The organism is Rhizobium sp. LjRoot30 (genome assembly GCF_964253915.1).
Classification (GTDB): domain Bacteria; phylum Pseudomonadota; class Alphaproteobacteria; order Rhizobiales; family Rhizobiaceae; genus Metarhizobium.
Map to the genome: position 1 here is coordinate 67,691 of NZ_CAXUSG020000016.1, position 26,823 is coordinate 94,513.

General features: G+C 62.0%; 26 protein-coding genes. 16 read left to right on the forward strand and 10 right to left on the reverse strand.

Annotated features, from left to right (window positions below; all coding sequences use genetic code 11):
• Positions 1–7: 7 nt before the first annotated feature.
• The 5 genes from ACSQ3I_RS24095 to ACSQ3I_RS24115 are packed head-to-tail and all read left to right on the forward strand — an operon-like array spanning position 8 to position 4,256.
• Positions 8–1,261 (forward strand): vWA domain-containing protein, encoded by a 1,254-nt coding sequence (locus tag ACSQ3I_RS24095; RefSeq protein WP_436003214.1) that lies wholly within the window; start codon positions 8–10, stop codon positions 1,259–1,261.
• A gap of 4 nt (positions 1,262–1,265) precedes the next feature.
• Positions 1,266–1,595, forward strand: coding sequence for an XdhC family protein (locus tag ACSQ3I_RS24100; protein ID WP_436003161.1), 330 nt, complete (start codon positions 1,266–1,268; stop codon positions 1,593–1,595).
• Entirely contained in the window at positions 1,592–2,299 is a 708-nt protein-coding gene (locus ACSQ3I_RS24105; RefSeq protein ID WP_436003163.1) for an XdhC family protein, read from the forward strand. The genes ACSQ3I_RS24100 and ACSQ3I_RS24105 overlap by 4 nt, the downstream gene beginning before the upstream one ends.
• The gene (locus ACSQ3I_RS24110) at positions 2,296–3,933 is read left to right on the forward strand and encodes an NTP transferase domain-containing protein (protein ID WP_436003165.1); all 1,638 of its coding nucleotides are present in this window, start codon (positions 2,296–2,298) and stop codon (positions 3,931–3,933) included. The genes ACSQ3I_RS24105 and ACSQ3I_RS24110 overlap by 4 nt, the downstream gene beginning before the upstream one ends.
• Positions 3,934–3,938: 5 nt before the next feature.
• Entirely contained in the window at positions 3,939–4,256 is a 318-nt protein-coding gene (locus ACSQ3I_RS24115; RefSeq protein WP_436003167.1) for a TfoX/Sxy family protein, read from the forward strand.
• Here ACSQ3I_RS24115 and ACSQ3I_RS24120 read toward each other — a convergent pair.
• The 5 genes from ACSQ3I_RS24120 to bcp form a co-directional block, all read right to left on the reverse strand.
• On the reverse strand, positions 4,229–4,672 hold the full coding sequence (locus ACSQ3I_RS24120) for an NUDIX domain-containing protein (RefSeq protein WP_436003170.1): 444 nt from the start codon (positions 4,670–4,672) through the stop codon (positions 4,229–4,231). The two genes, ACSQ3I_RS24115 and ACSQ3I_RS24120, sit on opposite strands and share 28 nt — an antisense overlap.
• Positions 4,672–6,165 (reverse strand): DEAD/DEAH box helicase, encoded by a 1,494-nt coding sequence (locus tag ACSQ3I_RS24125; RefSeq protein ID WP_436003171.1) that lies wholly within the window; start codon positions 6,163–6,165, stop codon positions 4,672–4,674. The genes ACSQ3I_RS24120 and ACSQ3I_RS24125 overlap by 1 nt, the downstream gene beginning before the upstream one ends.
• A gap of 199 nt (positions 6,166–6,364) precedes the next feature.
• Positions 6,365–7,645, reverse strand: coding sequence for a peptidoglycan DD-metalloendopeptidase family protein (locus ACSQ3I_RS24130; RefSeq protein ID WP_436003173.1), 1,281 nt, complete (start codon positions 7,643–7,645; stop codon positions 6,365–6,367).
• A 115-nt stretch (positions 7,646–7,760) separates the two neighbouring features.
• Positions 7,761–8,606: a ferritin-like domain-containing protein gene (locus tag ACSQ3I_RS24135; RefSeq protein WP_436003175.1), complete on the reverse strand. Its 846-nt coding sequence runs from the start codon at positions 8,604–8,606 to the stop codon at positions 7,761–7,763.
• Positions 8,603–9,073: a thioredoxin-dependent thiol peroxidase gene (gene bcp, locus ACSQ3I_RS24140; RefSeq protein WP_436003177.1), complete on the reverse strand. Its 471-nt coding sequence runs from the start codon at positions 9,071–9,073 to the stop codon at positions 8,603–8,605. The genes ACSQ3I_RS24135 and bcp overlap by 4 nt, the downstream gene beginning before the upstream one ends.
• Before the next feature lie 124 nt (positions 9,074–9,197).
• Here bcp and ACSQ3I_RS24145 point away from each other — a divergent pair, with 124 nt between their 5' ends.
• Positions 9,198–12,593 carry a hypothetical protein gene (locus ACSQ3I_RS24145; protein WP_436003179.1) on the forward strand — a complete coding sequence of 1,132 codons (3,396 nt, stop codon included), beginning with the start codon at positions 9,198–9,200 and terminating at the stop codon, positions 12,591–12,593.
• A 78-nt stretch (positions 12,594–12,671) separates the two neighbouring features.
• On the opposite strand, the gene tyrS is transcribed toward ACSQ3I_RS24145, so the two are convergent.
• Complete coding sequence (gene tyrS, locus ACSQ3I_RS24150) at positions 12,672–13,925, reverse strand: tyrosine--tRNA ligase (protein WP_436003181.1); 1,254 nt, start codon at positions 13,923–13,925, stop codon at positions 12,672–12,674.
• Between the two features lie 113 nt (positions 13,926–14,038).
• Here tyrS and ACSQ3I_RS24155 point away from each other — a divergent pair, with 113 nt between their 5' ends.
• On the forward strand, positions 14,039–15,163 hold the full coding sequence (locus tag ACSQ3I_RS24155; protein ID WP_436003183.1) for an anhydro-N-acetylmuramic acid kinase: 1,125 nt from the start codon (positions 14,039–14,041) through the stop codon (positions 15,161–15,163).
• On the opposite strand, the gene ACSQ3I_RS24160 is transcribed toward ACSQ3I_RS24155, so the two are convergent.
• From ACSQ3I_RS24160 to ACSQ3I_RS24170, 3 genes are all read right to left on the reverse strand, one after another.
• Entirely contained in the window at positions 15,061–15,444 is a 384-nt protein-coding gene (locus ACSQ3I_RS24160; RefSeq protein WP_436003185.1) for a type II toxin-antitoxin system RelE/ParE family toxin, read from the reverse strand. The genes ACSQ3I_RS24155 and ACSQ3I_RS24160 overlap by 103 nt on opposite strands.
• Positions 15,441–15,698, reverse strand: coding sequence for a ribbon-helix-helix domain-containing protein (locus ACSQ3I_RS24165; protein ID WP_436003186.1), 258 nt, complete (start codon positions 15,696–15,698; stop codon positions 15,441–15,443). Before ACSQ3I_RS24165 ends, ACSQ3I_RS24160 begins: the two co-directional genes overlap by 4 nt.
• Before the next feature lie 119 nt (positions 15,699–15,817).
• Entirely contained in the window at positions 15,818–16,495 is a 678-nt protein-coding gene (locus ACSQ3I_RS24170; RefSeq protein ID WP_436003188.1) for an alpha/beta hydrolase, read from the reverse strand.
• 204 nt (positions 16,496–16,699) lie between these two features.
• Here ACSQ3I_RS24170 and ACSQ3I_RS24175 point away from each other — a divergent pair, with 204 nt between their 5' ends.
• The 9 genes from ACSQ3I_RS24175 to ACSQ3I_RS24215 all read left to right on the forward strand — a co-directional run bounded on the left by ACSQ3I_RS24175 (position 16,700) and on the right by ACSQ3I_RS24215 (position 25,590).
• Positions 16,700–17,866 carry a cysteine desulfurase family protein gene (locus ACSQ3I_RS24175; RefSeq protein ID WP_436003190.1) on the forward strand — a complete coding sequence of 389 codons (1,167 nt, stop codon included), beginning with the start codon at positions 16,700–16,702 and terminating at the stop codon, positions 17,864–17,866.
• 143 nt (positions 17,867–18,009) lie between these two features.
• Complete coding sequence (gene sufB / locus ACSQ3I_RS24180; protein WP_436003192.1) at positions 18,010–19,479, forward strand: Fe-S cluster assembly protein SufB; 1,470 nt, start codon at positions 18,010–18,012, stop codon at positions 19,477–19,479.
• 64 nt (positions 19,480–19,543) lie between these two features.
• On the forward strand, positions 19,544–19,885 hold the full coding sequence (locus tag ACSQ3I_RS24185) for a GIY-YIG nuclease family protein (RefSeq protein WP_436003194.1): 342 nt from the start codon (positions 19,544–19,546) through the stop codon (positions 19,883–19,885).
• Between the two features lie 104 nt (positions 19,886–19,989).
• Complete coding sequence (gene sufC, locus ACSQ3I_RS24190; protein ID WP_109457898.1) at positions 19,990–20,745, forward strand: Fe-S cluster assembly ATPase SufC; 756 nt, start codon at positions 19,990–19,992, stop codon at positions 20,743–20,745.
• A gap of 21 nt (positions 20,746–20,766) precedes the next feature.
• Complete coding sequence (gene sufD / locus ACSQ3I_RS24195) at positions 20,767–22,041, forward strand: Fe-S cluster assembly protein SufD (RefSeq protein ID WP_436003196.1); 1,275 nt, start codon at positions 20,767–20,769, stop codon at positions 22,039–22,041.
• A gap of 24 nt (positions 22,042–22,065) precedes the next feature.
• Positions 22,066–23,307 carry a cysteine desulfurase gene (locus ACSQ3I_RS24200; protein WP_436003198.1) on the forward strand — a complete coding sequence of 414 codons (1,242 nt, stop codon included), beginning with the start codon at positions 22,066–22,068 and terminating at the stop codon, positions 23,305–23,307.
• A gap of 12 nt (positions 23,308–23,319) precedes the next feature.
• Complete coding sequence (locus tag ACSQ3I_RS24205; RefSeq protein WP_436003200.1) at positions 23,320–23,700, forward strand: SUF system Fe-S cluster assembly protein; 381 nt, start codon at positions 23,320–23,322, stop codon at positions 23,698–23,700.
• Positions 23,701–23,778: 78 nt separating this feature from the next.
• Entirely contained in the window at positions 23,779–24,171 is a 393-nt protein-coding gene (gene sufA / locus ACSQ3I_RS24210; protein WP_436003202.1) for a Fe-S cluster assembly scaffold SufA, read from the forward strand.
• Positions 24,172–24,537: 366 nt separating this feature from the next.
• Positions 24,538–25,590 carry a glycoside hydrolase family 25 protein gene (locus tag ACSQ3I_RS24215; protein WP_436003204.1) on the forward strand — a complete coding sequence of 351 codons (1,053 nt, stop codon included), beginning with the start codon at positions 24,538–24,540 and terminating at the stop codon, positions 25,588–25,590.
• Positions 25,591–25,737: 147 nt separating this feature from the next.
• Here ACSQ3I_RS24215 and ACSQ3I_RS24220 read toward each other — a convergent pair whose 3' ends face one another.
• The gene (locus ACSQ3I_RS24220) at positions 25,738–26,043 is read right to left on the reverse strand and encodes a flagellar basal body rod protein FlgC (protein ID WP_436003206.1); all 306 of its coding nucleotides are present in this window, start codon (positions 26,041–26,043) and stop codon (positions 25,738–25,740) included.
• Between the last annotated feature and the right edge of the window lie 780 nt (positions 26,044–26,823).

Sequence of the window (26,823 nt, forward strand, 5' to 3'; positions counted from 1 at the left end):
GCGGGTGATAACGGGAGCGGCAGCAGACGGTGTGATCGTCCCGCCCATCCCGGCGGGCAGCGGTCGGCTGGCCGACAACATCGTTTTCTTCGGCCGGGCACTGCGCAAGGCGGGGCTGAAGATCGGCCCGGGCGCTATCACCGACGCCATTGCTGCGGTGGAGGCGATCGGCATCGGCTCCCGCGACGAATTCCATGCCGCCCTCTGTTCCGTCTTCGTCAAGCGGCATGAAGATCTCGCCGTCTTCGACGAAGCCTTTCGCCTGTTCTGGCGGTCGCGCGATCTCGTCGAGAAGATGATTGCGATGATGTCGCCGGTTGCGCTCGACCACAGCGAGCGGCAGAAGGCCAAACCCGGCTCCTCGCGCGTCAGCGATGCGCTGTTTGCCGAAAAACGCCGCGAGCCGCAGCGCAAGGACGATCCGGATGTCGAGATCGACGCCCGTTTCACCATGTCCGGCAACGAGCTTTTGCGCAGCATGGATTTCGCCCAGATGTCGGCGGCGGAGCTGGCTGCCGCCAAACGGGAACTGTCGCGCCTCGAACTGCCGCTCGACAAGGTGAAGACGCGGCGTTTCGCCACCTCGCATGTCCATCGCCATGTCGATCCGCGGGCGACGATGCGCGCCAGCCTGCGTACCGGCGGAGCGCTGGTTCTGCCGCGTTATCGCGAAGCCAGGCAGATCCATCCGCCACTGGTGGTGCTCGCCGATATTTCTGGCTCGATGAGCCAGTACACCCGCATCTTCCTGCATTTCCTACATGTGCTGACCGAGCGCCGCCGCCGGGTACACACTTTCCTGTTCGGTACCCGGCTGACCAACGTCACCCGCCAGCTGCGCCACAAGGACCCCGACGAGGCATTCGACGAATGCGCCCGGCTGGTCCGGGATTGGTCGGGCGGCACGCGTATCGGCGAGACGCTGCACGAATTCAACCGGCTATGGTCGCGCCGGGTGCTCGGGCAGGGCGCCGTCGTGCTGATCATCACCGATGGGCTGGAGCGCGAAGGCGTCGAGCAGCTTGCTGCAGAGATGGACCGGCTGCACCGCTCCTGCCGGCGGCTGATCTGGCTCAACCCGCTGCTGCGTTTCGACGGTTTCGAGGCGCGTGCCCGCGGCGTGCGCGCCATGCTGCCGCATGTCGACGAGTTTCGCACGGTCCACAATCTTTCTTCGCTTTCGGATCTGGTGGTGTCGCTCAGTGGCGGCAGCAGCCGGGATGCCGATCCCCGACGTTTTCTCAAGCAGATGACAAGGTGAAGCCATGACTGACACCGAAACGCTCGATCCGCTGTCGATCGCCGAAGCCTGGAAGGCCGAGGGCCGCGACGTGGCGATTGCAACCGTCGTCGAAACCTGGGGATCGGCGCCGCGCCCGGTCGGCAGCCATCTGGTGATCGACGGCGAGGGCAATTTCCACGGTTCGGTTTCCGGCGGCTGCGTCGAAGGCGCCGTCATCACCGAGGCCGTCGATATCATCGGCACGGGTGCGGGAAAAATGCTGGAGTTCGGTGTTGCCGATGAAACCGCCTGGCGGGTCGGCCTTTCCTGCGGCGGCCGCATCCGCGTCTATGTCGAAAGGCTCGGCCAATGAAGCTCGAGCATCTGCAGGCGGTCAACGCCGCAAGGCGCGACCGCAAGGCCGTCATCCTGGTCACCGATCTCGCCGACGGCAGCGACCGCGTCATCACCGAAGGCACGCCGCTTGGCGGTGAATTGGAGGCTGCCACCGTCGCCGCCTTCCGCTCCGGCAAGTCCGGCACGGTCGAGGCAGATGGCCGCAGCCTGTTTCTCAACGTCCACCTGCCACCGCCGCGCATCGTCGTCATCGGCGCCGTGCATATCAGCCAGCCTCTGGCGATCATGGCGAGGCTCGCCGGTTTCGACCTGACCATCATCGATCCGCGAACCGCATTCGCAACACCTGAACGGTTTGCCGGCATCGACCTTGTGGCCGACTGGCCCGAGGATGTGCTGAAGCAACGGCCGCTCGATGCCTACACGGCACTGGTTGCCGTCACCCACGATCCGAAGATCGACGACTTTCCGCTGATGCAGGCGCTGCGCACCGGCTGCTTTTATGTCGGCGCGCTCGGCAGTCGCAAGACGCATGCCAAGCGGCTCGAACGCCTGAAGGAAGCACGGATAGGCGATATTGCGCTCAGCCGCATCGCCGCACCCATCGGTCTCGATATCGGCGCGGCAAGCCCGGCTGAAATTGCCGTGGCCATCCTGGCGCAGGTGATCCAGGCCTTCAGACGACGCGATCTGCAAGGCGCGGACGGTGCGGAGCCATGATTTTCGGCGCCATCGATCTCGATCAGGCGGAAGGCGCCGTCCTCGCCCATGCCGCAAAGCTGGCCGATGGCCGGCTGCCGAAAGGTCATGTGCTCGGCAGAGAGGATATTATCCGGCTAAAGAGTGCGGGTTTTTCCAATGTCATCGCCGTCCGTGTCGAACCGGACGATCTGATGGAAGACGATGCGGCAGCCCAGCTGGCCGACGCCATTCCGCGCGATCACCTGCGGTTTTCGGAAGCGGCTACCGGCCGCGTCAATCTGTATGCCGCGGCAAACGGGCTGTTCGTCTCTGACAAGGTGGTCGTCGACCGCTTCAACCGCATCGATCCCGCCATCACGCTCGCTTGCCTGGCCGACCACGTGCCCGTCCGCGCTGGCGACATGGTGGCAACGATCAAGATCATCCCGCTGGCGGTCTCGCGTCAAAAAGTCGAGGCGGCGCGGCGTATTCTCGAAGAGGCCACTGCTTTCGAAGTCAAGCCGTTCCAGCCGCGGGCGGTGACCCTGGTGGCAACCGAACTGCCATCGCTCAAGGTTTCGGTCATGGATAAGACGGAGCGACTGCTGGCGCAGCGCCTGTCGCTTTCCGGAAGCCGCATCGTCGGCGAGATCCGGGTGCCGCACCGCATGGAAGCGGTCGCCGCTGCCATCGGTCAGGCCTTGGCAAAACCCGCTGCCGATGCGCCGGCGATGATCGTCGTTTTCGGTGCATCGGCAATGACCGATTTTTCCGACGTCATTCCCGAGGCGATCCGCCAGGCCGGCGGCCGCGTCGAACATGCCGGCATGCCGGTGGATCCGGGCAACCTGCTTGTGCTCGGCTGGATCGGCGAAGTGCCGGTGCTTGGCGCACCCGGATGTGCCCGCAGCCCCAAGGAAAACGGCTTCGACTGGATCCTTAACCGCATCCTCGCCGGCGAATGTCCGACCGCGCAGGATATCACCGGTCTCGGTGTCGGAGGCTTGCTGATGGAAATACCCACCCGTCCGCAACCACGCGACCTGACCGGCGACGAGGCCCAGAGGTTTGCCATTGCCATCGTGGTTCTGGCAGCCGGCAAGGCAAGCCGAATGGGTGACGACGGCAGGCACAAGCTGCTCGCCGAATTCGGCGGCAAGCCACTGGTTCGCCTTTCGGCGGAAACGGCAATTGCGGCCGGCATCGGGCGCACCATCGTGGTAACCGGTCATCGCGCCGATGAAATCGCAGCTTGCCTCGATGGACTCGACCTGACCCTGGCACACAACCCGGATTTCGCCGGCGGTATGGCAAGCTCGCTGACCACGGGCCTTTCGACGCCCGGTGTTGCTGATGCCGATGGCGTGCTGGTGATGCTGGCGGATATGCCTGGCGTCACCTCGGCGGACCTGCGTTCGCTGGCGCAAGCTTTTCGTGGTGCTGGTGGCAGGGCCATCGTCCGGGCGGTGTCGAACGGCAAGCGCGGCAATCCTGTCATCCTGCCGAGGGCCACCTACGACGCATTGATGAAGCTCGAAGGCGATGTCGGTGCCCGCCATATCGTCGAGACCTGCGGGCTGGCGGTTATCGATGTCGATATCGGCGAGGCGGCGCATCTCGACGTCGATACGCCGGAAGCGGTGATTGCCGCCGGCGGCGTGCTGAAAGGATAGGCGTGATGGACAATGCGGCGATCGAGGAGATGTTCCAGTCGCTCGGGCCGGTCAGCATCCGGCGGATGTTCGGCGGCAAGGGCATCTATCATCTCGGTCGCATCGTCGCCATCGAACTGCGCGACGAGATCATGCTGAAAGGCGATAGCGAAACGGCGGTGGAACTGGAGGCTGCCGGCGCGCGTCGCTGGGAATACGAGGGCAAGAAAGGCAAGCCTGTCGCCATGCCCTACTGGACGATACCGGACGCAGCCTACGACGATCCGGACGAAATGGCGAAATGGGTGGGCCTGGCCTACGAGGCCGCGCTGCGGGCCAAGTGATCGGCCTTCAGCTTCAGATGCTCGACTGTAACGCGGGCAAAATCCGATAGCGGTGAGGGCAAGGCATCGAGATCGTACCAGCCGATCTCCGCCAGCTTGTCCGGTTCGGTAAGCTGCGGCTCACCTTTTATGTCTGACGTGACGTAGATAAGGGAAATCCAGTGCTGTCGGTCCGCCTCGCTGACGAGTTCGGTCGAACAAAGAAAATCCAGCTTGCCGATCGTCAGGCCGGTTTCCTCTTCAGCTTCGCGGCGAGCCGCTTCGGCGGCCGGTTCCATATGATCGACCTTGCCGCCAACGATGTTCCAGTGGCCCGCTTCCGGCGCCTTCAGGCGACGGCAAAGAAGAAGCCGGCCGTCGCGCATGATCGCAAGGCCGGCGCCGACACCAGGAAAATCAATCCCCGGAAGAGCCATCAGGCTTTCGCGTTTGCGACGATCAGCATGAATGCCGGGATGTCGTCGCCGAAGCCGACCGGGGTCGGGCCATCGTCGTGATCGCGGTAGTGACGGCTGCGGCGCTCGCGATTGTCGTCATTGGCAGGGTACGGCCGCGTGTTGCGGGGGGCATTATGCGACTTCTGTTCTGCTCTGCGCTCTGTCTTCACACTTTCGACCTTTGCTGGGGTTGCTGCTCTTTCATCCGAATCGACAGGAGTATCGGTTGTCTTGATGTCCGATTTGTGATTGTCGCGTCCACGACGACCACGGCTTCTGTCTTTATCCTTCCCCTTGCGCGGCCGGTCGCTTTCGAAGCTTTCCATGGGCGCGGGCAGGGCGGAAAGGTCACCGTTCAACCATTCGATCTTCTGAACGATCAGCTTCTCGATGGCGTCGACATATTTGGTGTCGCTTTTGGTGACCAGGGTGAAAGCGCGGCCCGAGCGGCCGGCGCGGCCGGTACGGCCGATGCGGTGGACATAGTCCTCCGCGTGAATGGGAACGTCGAAGTTGAAGACGTGGCCGACGTCGGGCAGGTCAAGCCCGCGGGCGGCAACGTCGGAAGCGACGAGCAGTTGAATGTTGCCGTCGCGGAAATTCTGCAGCATCGTCGTGCGCGAGCGCTGGTCCATGTCGCCATGCAGGGCGCCGACGGAGAAGCCGTGGCGTTCCAGCGAACGGAACAGGTCGGCAACGTCCTTCTTGCGGTTGCAGAAGATGATGGCGTTCTTCAGGTCTTCCTGGGCGCGGACGAGGTCGCGCAGCACGGCGCGCTTCTCATAGTCCTTGTGATGCGCGGCGACCAGGCGCTGCGTCACGGTCGTTGCCGTCGAGGATGGCTTGGCGACTTCGATGCGCTCCGGGTTCTGCAGGAAGCGATCGGCCAGCTTCTGGATTTCCGGCGGCATGGTGGCCGAGAAGAACAGGGTCTGGCGGGTAAAGGGAATCATCTTGGCGATGCGCTCGATATCGGGAATGAAACCCATGTCGAGCATGCGGTCGGCTTCGTCGATGACGAAGATCTCGACACCGGTCATCAGCAGCTTGCCGCGTTCGCAATGGTCGAGCAGGCGGCCGGGGGTGCAGATCAGCACGTCAGCACCGCGCTCCAGCTTGCGGTCCTGGTCTTCGAAGGACACGCCGCCGATCAAAAGCGCAATGTTGAGCTTGTGATTCTTGCCGTATTTTTCGAAGTTTTCAGCCACCTGGGCGGCGAGCTCGCGGGTCGGCTCGAGAATCAGCGTGCGGGGCATGCGTGCCCGGGCGCGGCCCTTTTCCAGCAACGTCAGCATCGGCAGCACGAAGGAGGCCGTCTTGCCCGTTCCTGTCTGTGCTATGCCGCAAATGTCCCGGCGCTGCAGGGCAGGTGGGATGGCACCGGCCTGAATCGGCGTCGGCGTGGAGTAACCCGCGTCAGTAACAGCAGAAAGAACTTTTTGGCTCAGGCCAAGATCAGCAAACGTTGTCAAAGGGGAATCTGTTTCCGTTCCGGTTCTAGCGAACACTGATGATTCAGGCGCAGGACTGCGCAACTGCAGCGCGGCATAGTCTCAAATGCCTACCAAGTCAAGGAAACCCGGCGCTTTGCGCTGCTTGAGGGTTAAAAGAAACCGTAAATAGCGCATCATCGCGCCGAATCCACACCGTGCAGCCTGTTCGAGCGAAATTTTAGTCGAGATAGGCCAGAAGTTTGCGGCCGGCATTGAGGTAGGACATCGGATCGACGGCCTGGCCGTTGCGGCGGACTTCGTAGTGAAGGTGGGTGCCGGTGGAGCGGCCGGTGCTGCCGGCAAGCCCGACGACATCGCCGGCCTTCACCTTGTCGCCGACCGAGACAAGGATGCGCGACATATGGCCGTAACGGGTCGTTAGGCCGTTGCCATGGTCGATCTCGACCATGTTGCCGTAGCCACCGGCGGCGGCGGCGGCGGTTACCACGCCGGCGCCGGTGCAGTGGATATCTTCGCCGGCGCCAAATCTGAAATCGATACCCGCATGCATGGCCAGCCGGCCGAGGAAAGGATCGCTGCGATTGCCGAAGCGGCTGGTGATGTCCTTGCCCGGTGCGGGATTGGCGAAAGGCAGGCGTTTTGCCGTGTCGCGGGCGGTGTCCAACCGGTTCAGCGCCGCATCGAGGTCGTCCATCGAATCCTCGAAGGGATCGATGGATTGCGGTTCCACGAACGGTCCGCCGACAGCATCATTCTCGGTCCGCTCGCTGGAGGCGACATCGATGCCATTGCGAGCCAGGATATTTTCGATGGCGCCGGCGGTTTCTTCAGCCCCGACGGTCAGTGTCCGGATCTGGGTCAGTTGATCACGCTCGATCGCCTTCAGCGACCGCGTGACGCGGGAAAAAACCCTGTCGGCCTTTTCGGCGGCGGTCTCGCTGGCCGGCGCGTAGGCAAGCTCCGATGTCGCTGTTTCGGCATCGCTCTGCGGGCTGCCGGCCATTAGGCTTTCGATCGCCTGGATGCCGCCGGAAGCGTCCGCCCTGCGGTCGGGATTGAAGGCGGGGATCGGTATGTCGCCGGTTGGCACGCCGGAATTTTCCGCCCGGTCGAGAAGCGAGCCGAGCTTGCCGTGGCGGGAGGTGAGGGCGAGCTGCTGTTCCATCAACTGCTCGACTTTTTCCTCGACCACCTGCTGATCCAGCAGCTGGCGAGAGGTGACGCGGTCGACCTGGGCGCGCAGCGCCGCGATCCGGTCTTCGTATTCATGCTGCATGCGTGCCTGCCTCGCCATCGTTGCGCCGATCAGGTCGTCGCGCAGCACGAGATAGGAGGTGGCAAGGAGATAACCGATGGTCACCGCGCCGGCAACGCAGACACCCAGCGCCGCCATCCATGGCCTCACCGTCATATGGCGGACATTGTCGCCGCTGGCGAGAATCAGGATGTGAGGCTGGGCACGCTTTCCGAATACGCGGTTTTCCGGCCGGTGGGTCACGGATCATCTCCCAGAAGATGCGCTTTATGGTGCGCCAACTGGGAGTGATTACACACTGTTAAGGTTAACAACCTCTTGACGAAGCTGCCGCCCCGACCGTGAATCTCGGCTTGCCTCAACTGCTGGTGGATGTAAGGGCGCGATAGAACGTCGGCGTCAGCCCGGCTTCGGCGCGGGCGATGTCGTTGAAGGGCGCCTTCAGCGAGCCGCGGAAGTTCGCGCGCACCAATTGCCGGAAGGTTGCGGCCGGATCCTTCTTCTGGCGGGCGCAGAGGAAGCGAAACCATTTGGCGCCGACGGCGACATGGCCCTTCTCGTCGTTGTAGATGACGTCGAGCACGGCGGCGCTTTCCATATCACCGGTTTCGACCATCTTCGCTTGCAGCGACGGTGTGACGTCGAGGCCGCGCGCTTCGAGGATGAGCGGCACGACGGCCAGTCTTGCCGTGAGGTCGTTGCGGGTCGAATGCGCTGCCTGCCATAGTCCGTCATGCGCCGGCAGGTCGCCATAATCGGCACCGAGATCGTTCAGCCGTGCCCGCACCATGCGAAAATGCTTGGCTTCCTCGAAGGCAACCTGCATCCAGCCGTCGAAGAAAGAATGCGGGATCGGCTCGCTGGTGAAGCGGGCGACGATATCGAGCGCCAGGTCGACGGCATTGAGTTCGATATGGGCGATGGCGTGCAACAGGGCGATCCGTCCCTTCAGCGTGTGAAGCGAGCGCTTTTCCATGTGTTTCGGCGGCACGAGTTCGGGCTTTTCGGGGCGCCCGGGCCGCTCCGGCAACGGCGGATCGAGCGGCGAGCGTAGTGAAAGCGTGCGGGCGAACCAGCGGTTGGCGGTTTCCTGCGCCAGCCGGGTCTTGAGGTCGAGATCGCTGGCAAGGATGGCTTCGGTGGCGCCACCGCGCAACGAGGTCAGCTTGAAGCTCCGGTCTGTGCCCTCGGCAATCTCCGTCATTGCGCCGCCCGTACGGCTTCGAGCACCTCTTCGACATGGCCCTTCACCTTGACCTTGTTCCAGACGCGGGCAATGACGCCCTCCGTATCGATGAGGAAGGTGGTGCGTTCGACCCCCATGTAGCTGCGGCCATACATGCTCTTTTCTTTCCAGAGACCGTAAGCCGAGATCACGCTCTTCTCCTCGTCGGCGGCGAGCGGAATGCCAAGGGTATATTTCTTCACGAAATTGTCATGCCGTTTCGGTGAGTCCGGCGAGATGCCGACGATGGACGCGCCTGCCGCGGCGAAGGCCTCCTTGTGTTCCGAGAAGGATACGGCCTCGATGGTGCAGCTTTGGGTATCGTCTTTCGGGTAGAAATACAAGACGAGCGGCTTCCCCCGGAATTGCTGAAGTGTCAGCCTGGCGCCGCCATTGCCCGGAAGATCGAAGTCCGGGGCCGTGTCGCCGGCGCGCAATTCTGCCATGGGGAAACCTTCCTTCTGCCGATTTTTTGCAGGAATATTGTCGCGAAGCATATATAGTCGCGGCGGCTATCGTCCAAGCTTGTTCGGACGTTATCCAAGGCTTCACGGAGACAGACGCGCACGCATGGGTGAAATCCGCGGCGAAAGAGTGGTATTTGGCCGGCAGGACATCGTGGCGCTGCACGAATTGCCATCTGCGCAGGCCCATGACCCGATGATCGTGCATTGCCCGTTGCCGACCTCTTCGGTGAAGCGGGTACTCGGCATCGTCGTCGGCCTGGTGCTGCTTGTCGCCCTCGTTTTCGCAGGCCTGATCGGCGCCGTCGAGGCCGGCCTTTTCGACAAGACGCTGTCGACGCGCGCGAAGATGGCGCTCGATGGCGCAATCGGCCCTCGTTACACCGCCCAGGTCGGTTCCACCGTCATCCGGTTCGCCTCCGGTCCGCGACTGGCCCTGGAAGCACGCGACGTCAACACCATCGAGCGCGACAGCGGCCGGCACCTGTCGCGCACGGAATCCATCCGGCTGGTGCTCGATCCGCTGGCGCTGTTTTCCGGCAAGATCGCCATTAGCGAGATAGAGGCCGACGGCATCCAGCTGGATACGGCACTTCTGCCCGCCGGCAAGCCGATCGACGTGTCGGGTCTCCGGGTCGACCAGATCCCCAACGGGCTGGAAACGCTTTTCCGCCAGCTCGATATGCTGCATGGTTTCGTCGATCGCGGAAAAACCGACGCCGTCCGGATCGCCGGCCTCGATCTCAGGCTGCCGGTCAGCAAAGGCAAGCCGCTTTCCGTTGTTCTCGACGAAGTGGAGATGCGCCGCGATGCCGATGGCTCGCTCAGCCTCGAGGGTGGCGTCACCATCGATGGCGCGCCTGCGACGCTTTCCGTGCATGCGCAAAGCCAGGGCGAACGTACCGTTTCCCTCTCAGCCGATATCGGCGGCCTGGTTTTGACCCCCTTCCTGATGAAATGGGATGCGCAAGGTCTGCCCCGGCAGGGCCTGAATGGAACGTTGAACCTGCAACTGAATGCCAAGCGGGCGGAAGGCGACGAAAAGCCGTCCCTGGCTCTTAATCTCGGCATCGACAAGGCGACGTTCTATTCCGAAAGCATCGCGCAGGACGTTGGCAAGTCGAATGTCAGCGTCATCTACGATTTCGACAAGAACTCGCTGGAATTCCTGCAATCGACCTTGCGTTTCGGGGAAACGACCGTGCCTTTCACGGCGGCCGTCATTGATCTCGACCGGCTGGACCCCAAATCGCAGAGCGGCTTCGGCATCGATCTGCTGGTGAGCGACGGCGTGGCGGCACCTGCCGGCACCGGCGTCGCTCCTCTGGCCTACGGCGCCAAGGTGACGGGTCGTTACGTTACCGGCATCAAGGAACTGCAGCTGGAGCGCATGGCGGTGTCGAGCCCGCTCGGCACGATGGCCGGCTCCATGGTGGTGCGTTTCAAGGGCGAGGGCTCGCCGGAAATCAGCTTTGGCGCACAATCGCCGAGAGTGCAGACCGGGGCGGTGAAGCAGCTCTGGCCGTTCTGGATGGCGCCCAAGGCGCGCACCTGGGCGCTCGCCAATATCTACGGCGGTACCATCACCAACGCATCGATCGCCGTCTTCATTCCGCAGGGTAGAATTCCGCCCGGCGGTGGCCCGCTGCATCTCGGCGAGACCGAGCTGAGCATCAATTTCGACATGGACGATGCCCGCCTCAACGTCGCCGGCGACATTCCGCCGGTGCGGGACGTCGTGGCGCATTTCGATCTTCGCGGGCCACGCCTGACCGTCGGCTTGAAGAGCGGCGCCTCATTCTTCCCTTCGGGTCGCTCGGTGGCCATCAGCGGCGGCGAATTCATCATTCCTGCCACCTACGACAAGCCTTTGATGGCGCAAATCGATATGTCGGTCGCCGGCGCAGCCGATGCCGTGGCGGAACTCATCACCTACAAGCCGATCAAGGTACTGCAGCGGACCGGTTTCGAGCCGACCGATTTTTCCGGCGCGATCACTGCCGATGTGCAGGCGACATTCGGACTGGTCAACGCCCAGAACCCGCCATCGCCGGTGTGGCGCACGCACATGCAGCTTGCCGGCGTCGATCTCGGCAAGGAAATCACCGGTCGCAAGATCGGCGATCTCGACGGTACGCTCGACGTCGACAACCAGCGGGCCGTGCTCGATGCGAAGGGGACAGTCGACAAGGTGCCGATGGACATCCATCTCGTAGAGCCGGTGGATTCCGGATCGAAGGTGCAGAAGGAACGCGTGATCACCGCTACCGTCAACAACGAGCAGCGCGATCTTCTGGCGCCGGGGCTGGGCGAAATCCTGTCGGGTTCGACGAAATTCGAGTTGTCGCGGCTCGACGATGACCGGCAGGCTGTATCGGTCGACCTGACCCGCTCGGTGCTTTCCATCCCCTGGCTTGGCTGGACGAAAGGCAGTGGCGTTCCTGCCAAGGCGGAATTCGAGCTTTCTTCCGATGGCCCGCAGGTGCGTATCCGCGATTTCGAATTGACCGGGCAGGGGTTCGGTGCCGCAGGCACTCTGGATTTCGGCAAGGCGGGGCTGGTTTCCGCTGATTTCTCCCGCGTGCGGCTGACCGGCGCCGATAATTACGGCGTCAAGGTCAAGCGCGGCAAATCAGGCTATGACATCGCCGTCTCGGGCAAGAAGGCCGATATCCGGCCGGTCATCGCCCGGATGCGTTCGCAGCAATCGGGATCCGCCGAAAAGGACGATGCGGCCATTTCGCTGCGCGCCGATCTCGACAGCATCCTCGGCTTCAATGATGAAACCATCTCCAATGTCAGCCTGGCCTACGTCGCTCGCGGCTCCAGGATCGACAGGGCGGAGTTTTCCGGCGTAACCGAAAGTGGTCAGGCAATTGTCGTGCAGACGGAAAACGGCGGCGACGGCAGCCAGATCCAGGTCACCAGCAGCGATGCCGGTGCCGTTGCGCGTTTCACCGACGTCTACAAGCGCATGCAGGGTGGCCTGCTCAACCTGAAGCTCCGCGCCGGCAAGAACGGCAGCTGGGCCGGCAATGTCGATATCCGCACCTTCCGGCTCGCCAACGAACAGAAGCTGCAGTCGATGGTATCGACGCCGGTCGGCAATGACGGGCGTAGCCTCAACAATGCCGTCCGGCGCGACATCGACGTCAGCTCCGAACGGTTCCAGCGCGGTTTTGCCCGCGTCATCGTCCAGAACGATGTCGTCAAGATCGAGAACGGTGTCGTGCGCGGCGAGCAGGTGGGCGCGACGTTCCAGGGAACGTTGCGCGATAAGAAGGGCAACATGGATATGACTGGGACCTTCATGCCGGCCTATGGCCTAAACCGCCTGTTTGCGGAGCTGCCGCTGGTCGGCGTTATCCTCGGCAACGGCCGCGACCGCGGCCTGCTGGGCATCACCTTCCGGCTGCAGGGAAGTTTTGCCGAACCGCGCCTGACCGTCAATCCGCTGTCGCTGATCGCGCCGGGCGTCTTCCGCCAGATCTTCGAGTTCTGAGGCTGAGATAGGTGTTCTCGGCGTGCCCAAGGGCACGCCGACCAATCGGGATCACGCGAAAAGCGTGTCGGCCGGGTCTCAGGCTGGCCGGATGAGCAGATGCTTCTTCTTGCCAAGCGAAAGCTTGATAACGCCATCGGCGGTAATGTCGCCGCTGCCGATGACCTGGCGTTCATCCGAAATCGCCTTGTCGTTGATCCGGACGGCGCCGCCTTGCACATGGCGGCGTGCTTCGCCGTTCGAGGCGGCCAGTCCAGCGCGGACCACCAGCGTCAGCAGGCCGAGCCCGGCGTCCAGTTCGGCAGCGGGGATTTCGATCGACGGCAGATTGTCCGCGAGCGCACCTTCTTCAAAGGTCTTGCGGGCGGTTTCCGCGGCCTGCTCTGCGGCCACGCGGCCGTGCAGGATGGCGGTAACCTCGGTTGCAAGGATCTTCTTCACCTCGTTGATTTCGGAACCTGCCAGTGCCGAAAGCCTTGCGATCTCGTCCATCGGCAGCGTCGTGTACAGCTTGAGGAAGCGCGAGACGTCGGCATCCTCGGTGTTGCGCCAGTATTGCCAGAAATCATAGGCCGACAGCATGTCGGCGTTCAGCCATACGGCGCCGGTCAGCGACTTGCCCATCTTGGCGCCCGAGGCGGTCGTCAGCAGCGGCGAGGTCAGTGCAAAAAGTTGCTTCGTGCCCATGCGGTGGCCGAGGTCGATGCCGTTGACGATGTTGCCCCACTGGTCGGAGCCGCCCATCTGCAGCCGGCAGTCGTAACGCTTCGACAGTTCGACGAAATCGTAGGCCTGCAGGATCATGTAGTTGAATTCGAGGAAGGACAGCGACTGCTCGCGGTCGAGGCGCGTCTTGACGCTGTCGAAGGACAGCATGCGGTTGACCGAGAAGTGCCGGCCGACATCGCGCAGGAACTCGAGGTAGTTGAGCGAGCGCAGCCAGTCGGCGTTGTTGATCATCAACGCGTCCTTCGGGCCTTCGCCGTAGGTGAGGTAATTGGAGAAGACCTGCTTGATCGAGGCGATGTTGCTTTCGATCGTATCGACCGTCATCAGCTGGCGGGCGTCATCCTTGAAGGACGGGTCGCCGACCATGCCGGTGCCGCCGCCCATCAGCGAAAGCGGCCGGTGGCCGGTCTGCTGCATCCAGTGCAGCATCATGATCTGGATCAGGCCGCCGGCATGCAGGCTTGGCGCCGTCGGATCGAAGCCGATATAGGCCGTCACGGTTTCCTTGGCGAAAAGTGCATCCAGCCCGGTTTCGTCGGAAATCTGGTGGATGAAGCCGCGTTCGTCGAGCGTGCGAAGGAAATCGGATTTGAACCTGGACATGACCTGTCTCTCTTGGTGGCGTTCTGCTATGGGGAACGGGATGCGGGACTTTGGCGCGGCGTTTAGCACTGTTTTCCCTGATAATCACTTTAAAAGTTACTCTGAGTTTGCAAATGACCGAACATCTAAAGACGGCCATCGGATTGATGAGCGGCACCTCGATGGACGGCATCGACGTCGCGCTGCTGCGCACCGACGGTGAGGCGGTCGTCGAGCGCGGCCCGTTCCAGGGTTTTGCATACGAAAAGGCTTTTCGCGACCGGCTGAAGCTTGCGCTGGACATCGCCAAACCGATCCGCGATCGCAGCGAACGGCCGGAAAATCTGGCGGACATCGAGCGAGATCTGACGTTACGGCATGCGCATGCCGTAAAGGCATTTCTGCAGGCGCACGACCTTTCGGCAAAGGATATCGACCTGCTCGGCTTCCACGGCCAGACGGTTCTCCACCGCCCCGACCAGGCCTTGACGGTGCAGATCGGCGACGGTGCCCTCCTGGCGCGGGAAACCGGCATCGACGTCGTCTACGACATGCGCGCCAACGACATGCGCCACGGCGGCCAGGGTGCGCCGCTGGTGCCCGCCTATCATGCAGCGCTGGCGCAGACTATTCCGGGTGACCGTTCGCCGGTATGTTTCGTCAACATCGGCGGGATTTCGAACCTCACCTTCATCGGCCGGGACGGTGCGATCGTCGCCTACGACAGTGGACCCGGCAACACGCTGATCGACCAGTGGGTCGAAACCCATGCCGGCATTCCTTTCGATCAGGGCGGCATGATCGCCTCCGAGGGCCGGGTGATTCCGGTGCTTGCCGACCGTTATCTCGACAGTCCGTTTTTCCACGCAACCCATCGCCGCTCGCTCGACCGCAACGACTTCCTGCCGCCAGCCGGCAGCGACGCCGAACTTTCCGACGGCGCCCGCACGCTCGCCTATGTCGCCGCCGCAGCGATCCTCAAATCCGCCGGCTACCTGCCTGCGGCACCGGCGCTCTACATCATCTGCGGCGGCGGTCGCCTGAACCACATCATCATGTCGGATCTGCGCGACCTCGCCGCACGCCAGGGCGCACAAGTGCTGTCCGCCGAAGACGCCGGCTTCGACGGCGATGCCATGGAGGCGGAGGCCTGGGCCTATCTTGCCGTGCGGTCGGTGAAGGGCTTGCCACTGACGTTTCCCGGCACCACGGGCGTGAAGGAAGCGGTGACGGGTGGGGTGATGGCGCTTTGCAGGTGACGACCTGGATCTTGCCGCACGCCGAGAATTCTGAGGACAAGAATGAACTCTTTGGCAATACGATAATAAATCACGTGATTTCGCAAGACCATCCGCCTGACACCGGGTCTGACGGCCGAGAAGTCGCTTCCGATCTGCGGATTGCAGCCAATATCTTCAAAAGCCTGCTTCAGGGCGGTCTCGTATTTCACCCATTGTGCGGTTCCGTAAAATGAAATGGTATAGTCGTGGATCGACAGAATGTCCGCTTCTGCTCTATGCGTAAAACGGACGATAGTCACAAAACGCCGCTCGGCTTGCGAGCCGGAGATCTGGCGTATTCGAAGACATCGCGCACGCCTCTTTCACTGATGCCGCTTTCTTCCGCTTCGTCCAGCAGCCCACGCAGTTCCGTTTCGGCTTGTCTGCGCTGGTTGATGTCTCGATCGACAAGATCGGCCACATAGTCGTTCAGCGATGCGAAGGCGCCTTCCGCAAGGCGACGGTCGATGTATTCGGCAATCGGTTTTGGTAGGGTAATCGTGTAGCGGGTCATGAGCGCGTCCCACAGCTTTCAACGAGCAAGATAAGATAATCGGCGGAATTTTCAAACAAGCGCCAAACAAAAATCCGCCGAATCGCTCCGGCGGATTTTTGCATGTCTGATGAGGAAACTTACCGGATCCGCTTCGCTGCCGGCTCCGGCGTCAGTTCGCCGTTGAGGCGGCGGTCGAGGTAGTCCTCGCATTCGGCCATCAACGGCTCCACCTGGCCGTTGAAGAAGTGGTTGGCGCCTGGAACGGTCTTGTGGGTGATGAGAATGCCCTTCTGGGCCTTCAGTTTTTCCACCAGGTTGATGACGTCCTTCTCGGGCGCCACCTTGTCGGCATCGCCGTTGATGATCAGGCCAGACGACGGGCAGGGGGCGAGGAACGAGAAGTCGTAGGTGTTCGGCTGCGGCGCGATCGACATAAAACCCTCGATCTCCGGCCGGCGCATCAGAAGCTGCATGCCGATCCAGGCGCCGAAGGAGTAACCGGCCACCCAACAGCTCTTGGAATCGGGATGCAGGCTTTGGACCCAGTCCAGCGCCGAAGCCGCATCGGAAAGCTCGCCGGCGCCATGGTCGAATTCGCCCTGGCTGCGGCCGATCGAACGGAAGTTGAACCGCAAGGTCGTAAAGCCGCGCTTCTGGAACATGTAGAAAAGCTGGTATACGATCTGGTTGTTCATCGTTCCGCCGAATTGCGGATGCGGATGCAGGACGATGGCAATCGGGGCGCTTTTTTCCTTGGAGGGCTGGTAGCGGCCTTCAAGACGGCCGGCAGGGCCGTTGAAAATAACTTCGGGCATCGGTACTCCGGTCGGTGCTTCCGGTTCAAAACATTCACGTGCTTGCCAAGTTGACTTGACGGATGCCGTCAAGTTTTCTAGAACGCAGTTTAGAACCATTCGAAACTTAGCGTGGATCCACACGTTGTGAAAGGTGTCATAAGGCAAGCCGCTCGGAAATTTCAAGAAAAATGCACCGAGTGAGCAAGGATGACCGGAAGAGACATGGCAATCACGCGCACATACATGGACTGGAATGCCACTGCGCCGCTTTCGACGGCTGCGCGTGAGGCTTTCCTGCGTGCGCTCGACCTGCCCGGCAATCCGTCTTCGGTGCATGGCGAGGGCCGGGCGGCCAAGACGGTGCTGGAAAATGCCCGCCGGCAGGTGGCAGCCCTTGTTGGCGGCGAAGCCAGCCATGTTGTCTTTACCAGCGGCGCAACGGAAGCCGCCAATCTCGTCCTGTCGCCGGTCTTTCGCATGGGACGCACGCCGTTGTCGATTGGCCGGCTTTACGTCTCGGCGATCGAGCATCCGGCGTTGCGGGAGGGCGGCCGCTTTCCGAAAGATCGCGTCACGGAAATCCCTGTGACTGGCGCCGGCCTGGTCGATCTCGATGCCTTGCAAACACTGCTTGCCGAGCACGACGATGCCGATGGGCTGCCGATGGTTGCGGTCATGCTGGTCAACAATGAGACCGGCATTGTTCAGCCGGTCGCTGAGGCGGCAGGACTGGTGCATGCCAAGGGTGGCCTGATGATCGTCGATGCGGTTCAGGCTGCTTCGCGCCTGCCGATCGACATTGCTACGCTCGATGCCGATTTCCTGATCGTTTCTTCCCACAAGATCGGCGGCCCCAAGGGTGTCGGCGCTCTGGTTTCGCGCGGCGAGGTACTGATGCCGAAACCGTTGATCCAGGGCGGCGGTCAGGAGAAGGGACATCGCTCGGGCACGGAAAACCTGGCGGCTGTTGTCGGCTTCGGTGCTGCTGCTGCCGCGGCACTGGAGGATTTTTCCGGCCGTAACGCCAAGATCGCCGGTCTGCGTGATCGTCTCGAAGACGGTATGCGGGCTGCGGCGGGTGACGTGCTGATCCATGGTGTCGACGAAACGCGGGTGGCCAACACCACATTCTTCACGCTGCCCGGGCTGAAGGCGGAAACCGGCCAGATCGCCTTCGATCTGGAGGGGATTGCGCTGTCGGCAGGTGCCGCCTGTTCGTCGGGCAAGGTCGGCGAGAGCCATGTGCTGACCGCCATGGGCAAGGATCCCAAGCTCGGCGCCCTGCGCATCTCGCTCGGACCCACGACCACCGACGATGACATAGATCAGGCGCTTGCCGCCTTTCGAAAGATTGCCGGCCGGCGCAGACCGGCTGGTGAGGCTGCCTGAGGCGGCCAAATTTTGCGGAAAGGCAAATTTCCGCTTGCCAAGAGGTGTGAAAACGCGCCTCTGGCGCCTACATGAAGGCGGAATTTTCCGCGCAAAGAGCAAAAGCCGCTGGAACCTTGAATCCGGCGGGATTGGAGAAAGACATGCCTGCTGTCCAGGAAACGGTTGAGCAGGTCCGCCAGATCGATGTGGACCAGTATAAATACGGCTTCGAAACCGAGATCGAAGTCGACAAGGCCCCGAAAGGCCTTTCCGAAGATATCATCCGCTTCATTTCCGAAAAGAAGCAGGAGCCGGAATGGATGCTCGAATGGCGCCTGGAGGCTTATCGCCGCTGGCTGACGCTCGAAGAGCCCAATTGGGCGCGTGTGTCCTATCCGAAGATCGATTTCAACGACATCCACTATTACGCCGCGCCGAAAAGCACGTCCGGCCCGAAGTCGCTGGACGAGGTCGATCCGGAACTTTTGAAGGTCTATGAAAAGCTCGGTATTCCGTTGCGCGAGCAGGAAATCCTTGCTGGCGTCGAAAAGTCGAAGATCGCCGTCGATGCCGTCTTCGACAGCGTTTCGGTCGTCACCACCTTCAAGGAAGAGCTGAAGAAGGCCGGCGTGATCTTCATGTCGATCTCCGAGGCAATCCGCGAGCATCCCGATCTCGTCAAGCAGTATCTCGGCTCGGTCGTGCCGACCACTGACAACTATTATGCGACGCTGAATTCGGCTGTCTTCACCGATGGTTCCTTCGTCTACGTGCCGAAGGGCGTTCGTTGCCCGATGGAACTGTCCACCTACTTCCGTATCAATGAGAAGAACACCGGCCAGTTCGAGCGCACGCTGATTATCGCCGCCGAAGGCGCCTTCGTGTCCTATCTCGAAGGCTGCACCGCGCCGCAGCGTGACGAAAACCAGCTTCATGCCGCCGTCGTCGAACTCGTCGCTCTCGACGATGCCGAAATCAAGTATTCGACGGTGCAGAACTGGTATCCGGGCGACAAGCAGGGCAAGGGCGGCATCTACAACTTCGTCACCAAGCGTGGCGATTGCCGCGGTGCGAACTCGAAGATCTCGTGGACGCAGGTGGAAACCGGTTCGGCGATCACCTGGAAATATCCGTCCTGCATCCTGCGTGGCGACAATTCGCGCGGCGAGTTTTATTCGATCGCCGTGTCGAACGGCCACCAGCAGATCGATTCGGGAACGAAGATGATCCATCTCGGCAAGAACACGTCGAGCCGCATAATCTCCAAGGGCATTTCCGCCGGGGTGTCCAACAACACCTATCGCGGCCAGGTATCGATGCACCGCAAGGCGGAAAACGCCCGCAACTTCACCAACTGCGATTCGCTGCTGATCGGCGATACCTGCGGTGCACATACCGTGCCCTATATCGAGGTGAAGAATTCCACGGCCAAGGTCGAGCACGAGGCGACCACCTCGAAGATCTCCGAAGACCAGAAGTTCTACGCCATGCAGCGCGGCATTCCGGAAGAAGAGGCGATCGCCCTGATCGTCAACGGCTTCGTCCGCGAAGTCATTCAGGAACTGCCGATGGAGTTTGCCGTCGAGGCGCAGAAGTTGATCAATATCTCGCTGGAAGGATCGGTTGGCTAAGACTTTTCTTGCCGTCATCCTCGGGCTTGTCCCGAGGATCTGCGACGGTCGCTGGAGAAGGGACATGAGCGGGTTTGTCTACATGATGTCCGACAAGCCACGTGGCGTGATCTACACCGGCGTCACCAGCGATCTGAAGGGGCGAGCATGGGAACATCGCAACGAAATCCGCGAAGGATTTACCGAGCGATACAGGGCTAAGAACCTCGTTTGGTTTGAAACCCACCCGAATATCGTTCTGGCGATACAGCGGGAGAAGTCTTTGAAGCGCTACCTGCGTGAATGGAAAATCAAGCTCATAGAGAGCCTCAATCCGACATGGATGGACCTTTATGAGCGCATAGACGAAATCGAGAATGCCTATCGTCCCAATGCCAATTCGAGACAGTGGGGCGACTACAATTGAGTGCTTAGATCCTCGGGACAAGCCCGAGGATGACGAATTGAGACCGAGGTCAAAAGCGGTCAGCCGGGCGGAATTTGAACCGCTCTATGGATAGGAAAAACGAAATGCTTGAAATCAAGAACCTGCACGCCAAGATCGCCGATACCGACACCGAGATCATCCGTGGCCTCAACCTCACCGTGAAGCCGGGCGAGATTGCCGCGATCATGGGGCCGAACGGCTCCGGCAAGTCGACGCTCTCCTACATCCTCTCCGGCCGCGAAGACTACGAGGTCACCGAGGGTGACATCCTCTATAATGGCGAGAGCATTCTCGAACTCGATCCCGCGGAACGTGCCTCGAAGGGCATCTTCCTGGCGTTCCAGTATCCGGTCGAAATTCCTGGTGTCGCCACCATGCAGTTCCTCAAGGTTGCCATGAACGAGCAGCGCAAGGCGCGCGGCGAAGAAGAGCTGAAGACGCCGGATTTCATGCGCCTGGTCAAGGAAGCCTCCGCCAAGCTGCAGATCAATCCGGACATGCTGAAGCGTCCGCTCAATGTCGGCTTCTCCGGCGGTGAGAAGAAGCGTGCCGAAATCCTGCAGATGGCGCTGCTGGAGCCGAAGCTGTGCATCCTCGATGAAACCGATTCCGGTCTCGACATCGACGCGCTGAAGATCGTTGCCGATGGCGTCAACGCGCTGAAGTCGCCGGATCGTGCCGTGGTCGTGATCACCCACTATCAGCGCCTGCTCGACTACATCGTGCCGGACACCGTCCACGTTCTCTACAAGGGCCAGATCATCCGCTCGGGCGACAAGAGCCTGGCGCTTGAGCTGGAAGCCAACGGCTACGCCGACATCATCGGGGAAGCAGCCTAAGCGGCGGGAAGGATGATGTCGATGAACATTCAGACGACGAACCGGCTGACGACGGCGGAGAGCGCATTGCTCGACGCCTATAACGCTCAGATCGGTGACCTGCCGGGCGATGGCGCCGTGCTTTCGGTGCGCGACCGGCTGCTGGACGAGTTGAAGACGGGCGGCCTGCCGACCCGCCGTATCGAAGCCTGGCACTATACCGACCTGCGTGCGCTGCTGCGCGCCGTACCGGCTGCCCAGCCCGCGCCGTCGCTTTCGGCTGTGAAGCCGTTGGTTTCCGGCTCCGCGGTGCTGACGCTGCGGCAGGGTGCCGCCGACGCGAGTGTTGCTCCGGAAGGCGTGACAGTCCGCCGTTACGCTGAAAGCCTGGTCGATGGAACCGCCGCCGAAGGCCTGCGTGAAGCCAGCGCCGACGATGCCATCGGCCGTATCAACGGCAGTTTTGTACGCGACGGTCTGGTGCTGGAGATTGCCGACGGTGCGGAGTTGTCCGCGCCTCTGGAAATCCAGTCTTTGCATGGCGCCGGTCAGGTGCACACCCGTTTCCCGGTTCGTTTCGGCGCCGGCAGCAAGGCGACCGTCATTGAGCGCCACCGCGGCGAGGGTGACGATGCGGCCCTGGTTTCGTCCATCAGTGCTTTGACGCTCGAGAAGGGCGCCGAGATCACTTGGATCATCCTTCAGGAGCAGGGCGCGGCCGATACCCATCTCGGTCAGATCCGCGTCGAACTCGGCGCGGAAGCCAAGCTGCGCCTGTTCGTCGTTAATGCCGGCGGCAAGCTGGTGCGTCAGGAACTGCGCATCACCGTCAGCGGTGAGGGTGCCGAACTGACGTTGCGCGGCGTCAACCTCCTGGGCGGCGATACGCATACCGACGTGACGCTGGTCCTCGATCACAACGTGCCGCACACGAACTCGACCGAGATCGTTCGCAACGTGATCTTCGACCGTGCCCGCGGTGTTTTCCAGGGCATGATCCGCGTCGCCCAGGCGGCGCAGAAGACCGATGCGAAAATGGCTTGCAACACGCTTCTCCTCTCCGACGATGCCGACTTCTCGGTGAAGCCCGAGCTGGAAATCTTCGCAGATGACGTTCTGTGTGGCCATGGTGCGACCGTCGCCGATATCGACCGCAATCACATGTATTACATGATGACGCGCGGCGTGACGGAAAAGACGGCGCGCGCCATGCTCGTCTACGCCTTCGTGGCGCAGATCGTCGAGGAACTGGAAGAGGAAAGCCTGGTCGAGGCGCTGGAAGGCGTCATCTCGGCATGGCTGGACAGGCACGCCTGAGGCGGGCCGGATAGGACGAAGACCATGGACAAGCTTGTGGCGCCGACCGCCTACGACATCGAAGCGATCCGGCGGGATTTCCCGATCCTGTCGCGCGAAGTCTACGGCAAGCCGCTCGTCTATCTCGATAACGGCGCTTCGGCTCAGAAGCCGCAAGTGGTCATCGATGCGATCACGCATGCCTATTCCAACGAATATGCCAACGTGCATCGTGGCCTGCATTTCCTCTCCAACGCGGCGACTGAAGCCTACGAGGCGGCGCGCGAAAAGGTGCGCCGCTTCCTGAATGCCGGCTCGCTGGACGAAATCGTCTTCACCAAATCCTCCACCGAGGCGATCAACACGGTCGCCTATGGTTGGGGCATGCCGAACATCGGCGAGGACGACGAGATCGTCGTGACGATCATGGAGCACCACTCCAACATCGTGCCGTGGCATTTCATCCGCGAGCGGCAGGGCGCCAAACTCGTCTGGGTGCCGGTGGACGAGGCGGGCGCTTTCCATATCGAGGATTTCGAGAAGAGCCTGACGGAGAAGACCAAGCTCATCGCCATCACCCATATGTCGAATGCGCTCGGCACCATCGTGCCTGTCAAGGAAGTCTGCCGCATCGCTCGTGAGCGTGGCATTCCGGTGCTCGTCGATGGCAGCCAGGGCGCCGTGCATATGCCGGTCGATGTCCAGGACATCGATTGCGACTGGTACGTCATGACCGGCCACAAGCTCTACGGCCCGTCGGGCATCGGCGTGCTCTACGGGAAGATGGACCGGCTGAAGCAGATGCGGCCGTTCCAGGGCGGCGGCGAGATGATTTTCGACGTTTCCGAAGATGCCGTCACCTACAACGATCCGCCACACCGTTTCGAAGCCGGCACGCCGCCGATCGTGCAGGCGATCGGGCTAGGTTACGCGCTTGACTACATGGAGGGCATCGGCCGCGCCGCAATCGCTGCCCACGAGGCGGACCTGGCGACCTACGCACAGGAACGCCTGAGCGCCATCAACTCGCTGCGCATCTTCGGCACGGCGCCGGACAAGGGCGGCATCTTTTCCTTCGAGCTCGCCGGCATCCATGCCCACGACGTCTCGATGGTCATCGACCGCCGCGGTGTCGCGGTGCGCGCCGGCACGCATTGCGCCCAGCCGCTCTTGAAACGCTTCGGCGTTACCTCCACATGCCGTGCATCCTTCGGCCTTTACAATACCCGTGCCGAAGTGGATGCATTGGCCGATGCGCTGGAACATGCGCGCAAATTTTTTGCCTGAGGAGTGTCCGCGATGAGCCTGGACGAAAGCGAACAGAAGGTCGATGTCCGTGAAGGCATCGTCCATTCCACCATTCCCGCCGATGAGCTGGCGCGCCTCAGCGATGACGTCATCTCGGCGCTGAAGACGGTTTACGACCCGGAAATTCCTGCCGACATTTTTGAGCTCGGCCTCGTCTACAAGATCGATATCGAAGACGACCGCATGGTGAAGATCGTCATGACGCTGACCGCGCCGGGCTGCCCGGTTGCCGGCGAGATGCCCGGCTGGGTCGAAAATGCCGTCGGCGCCGTCGAGGGCGTTTCGGGCGTCGAAGTGTCGATGACCTTCGATCCGCCGTGGACGCCGGACCGCATGTCGGAAGAAGCCCAGGTTGCCATCGGCTGGTATTGAACCCTTTACCAAGCGGAATTACATTCTGAATCATGAAGCGCCGGATCTTGACCCCGGTTGCGGAAGGAGATTGGGCCGATGGGCTTTGCAGTGATGAGCATGACGGATGCGGCGGCGGACCGGGTAAAGACGATCGTCGAAAATTCCGGGCCGGAAGCGAAGGGCGTTCGCGTCGGCATCAAGAAAGGCGGTTGCGCCGGGATGGAATACACCATCGACCTGGTCACCGAACCCAATGCCAAGGACGACCTGATCGAGCGCGATGGCGCCAGGGTCTGGGTCGAGCCGTCCGCCGTTCTGTATCTTCTCGGCACCCAGATGGGCTTCGAGACGACGACGTTGCGCTCCGGCTTCACCTTCACCAATCCGAACCAGACATCCGCCTGCGGCTGCGGTGAATCGGTGGAGCTGAAGCCTGCCGATCTTGCGGCACTCGCCGAGCAGCGCCGCGCGGAAACCGCGACGGCCTGAGCCGGTTTTCCCCGTTTCGGGGCATGTTAAAGGATAGCCAAATGCCGGAGCGGTTCTGCCGCTCCGGCATTTACCGTTTCCAGGGCAATAAAAATTCCAGGATGCCCGGTTTCTCCCTGAAGCATGAAAGCCTCCTCAATTTCTTGATTTTACGCAATTTCCGACGACGGTGCCGTTGGCGCTCTGGCGGGATTTACGCTGGGAAAACCGGCTGTTTTGCCGGTTTTCGGTAAATGGCGGCGTCCGGTTCCGGGACGGTAAAGATTGGATTCAGTCTTTTTTGGTAAATTTCCATTAGTCATTACCTTTCAAGGTTTCCCATGTCGGCGTGTTTTGTCCGGCTGTTTGTTTTGCGTGCGGGTTCCTATGCGTATATCCACTGTGCCAGCCATCTTCCTTGCCTGCCTGTCGCTCTCGGCCTGTGCCTCGAGTTCCGGGCCGGATGCGCTTTCCGCCGGCCTGACCTCGCCGGAGACGACCAGTTCCGTGACCGGTATCGTCGCCCCGGTTCCCGTCGCCGATGTCGGTACGGGTGGCGTCGAGACGACGACCGCCGAAGCCAGGCCGGAACAGCACCAGGATGCGCTCGCCTGGGCCGGCCGGGTGCCGAGCGGCGAGGTGATCGTGCCGGAGCGCTCGCTCAACATGCCGGTGCCGGACGAAAAGCCGGTCGAGCAGGTGGCGATGATCACGCCGGCGATCGATCCGCTGCCCGGCAAACGTTCGCGGGTTTATGGCCACCGGTTCCGCGATGCCAAGCCGATCAATTTCGGCTCGCGCTCGCCACGCAAGATGGCGGTGCACGGCGTCGACGTCTCGCGCTGGCAGGGCGATATCGACTGGGCGAAGCTGCGCACGCAGGGCGCCAACTTCGCCTACATCAAATCCACCGATGGCGGCGATCACCTCGATCCGATGTTCCGCACCAACTGGCGCAAGGCGAAGGAAGCCGGGTTGAAGCGCGGCGCCTACCACTTCTTCTACTGGTGCCGCACCGGCGCCGAGCAGGCCGACTGGTTCATCCGCAACGTGCCGCGCGATCCGGATGCGCTGCCGCCGGTGATCGACGTCGAGTGGAACGGCGAGTCGCGCTGCAAGCGCCGCCCGTCTCCGGAGACCGTGCGTGAAAAAATGCAGATCTTCATGGACAAGCTCGAGCGCCATTACGGCAAGCGGCCGGTGATCTACACGGCGCCGGATTTCTACAAGGACAATCTGCGCGGCGCCTTCACCAACTATCCGTTCTGGCTGCGCGCTGTCGCCCAGCATCCGTCAAAGGTCTATCCGGGCCGCAAGTGGGTGTTCTGGCAATATTCCGGCTCCGGCCTGTCGCATGGCGTCGAGGGCAAGATCGACCTCAATGTCTTCCATGGCAGCGTCGAGGAATGGCATGCCTGGCTGGAAGGCCGGTCGAGCTGAACCGGGCGGCGTATAGCCACCCATCTCGACGACGCATCGGGACGGTTTGCAGGGGCGAGACATCGCCTCTGCCGCAAGCTCTGCGACCATAGGAAGGGTTTTGTGAAGCCGGGCTTTTCCTGAGGGGCGCTTGCGGCCGGGGAAGGCTCAATCGCGCTTGATCGACATCAGCACGTCCCAGATCTCCGCGCCGGTTTCGAAGACGGCGGCATTCGTCTTGTAGCTCAGTTCGGCACTGATCAGATCGGTGAATTCCCCGGCAAGATCGACGCCTTCGCCGGTGGGAACGACCGTTGCCGAAACGCCGCCGGATGGCGAGGAGGAGAGCGTGGTTTCCTGGCGCTGGTAACCGGGTGTGCCGGCATTGGCGACGTTGTTGGCAATGGCGCCGACCCGGGTCGACTGCGCCAGCAGGCCGGAGACAGCAGTGTTCATCATGCCGGAAATGCTCATCGGTCGGGATCTCCAAAACGGTCGCTGCTCGTCTTATACAGGCCGGCGTTTAGGGAAGTCTGAACGCGCAGCCTGTGTTTAAGGCCGGCGAAGGCCTTGTCCGGCCGCATGCGTGCCGTATCGGCACAAGGCTTTCGGCATGTGCCGGGAGAGCCGCGGGCGGGAGAGGATCGACGGGGTCAAAGAGCCATGCCGAGAAGCCGGCCGGGCAAAAACCCTCCGGATCGGTAACCTGTTTCGGACGGGGCGCCGCAGCTGCCGCGTTGAAAAATTTTAGATGGCACCTTGCGGCGCCCCGTTCGGCGGTCTGTCGCCGTTTCCTGGTCCTTTTGTACGGGGTTTCGGCATCTTTCTCAGAGATGCGCTCGCGGGCTTGTCGTTATTGGTTGCGCTTTCGCTGCCCGGGCGCCCCGAATGACCGTCTTTGCTCGACGCGGCGATGACCTCCGCGGACCTGTCGCCCGCGGCATCGCCGCGCCGTTCCGGCGGGTTTTCCGCCGGTCGGCCAGTCGCCGTCCCTTATGTGCTCAAGGTGCAGGGTATCGGCAAAACCGACCGTTGCACCCGCACGCCGCCGATTTTACGCCGGCATGACCAGTCCACGACGCCTCTTGCTCCGCCCTGCGTTCCAGGCCTCACAAAAGCGCCGGCCCCGCCTCGCCGGCAACGCCAACCGGTGTATCCGAGGGCGGGACGGGAGGAGTATGGCATGGGTTTTGGGGGCGGGGATGAGCGGGGAAGATTGTGCGGTGGTGAAACGAGCTGTTTGGCGCCAGCATC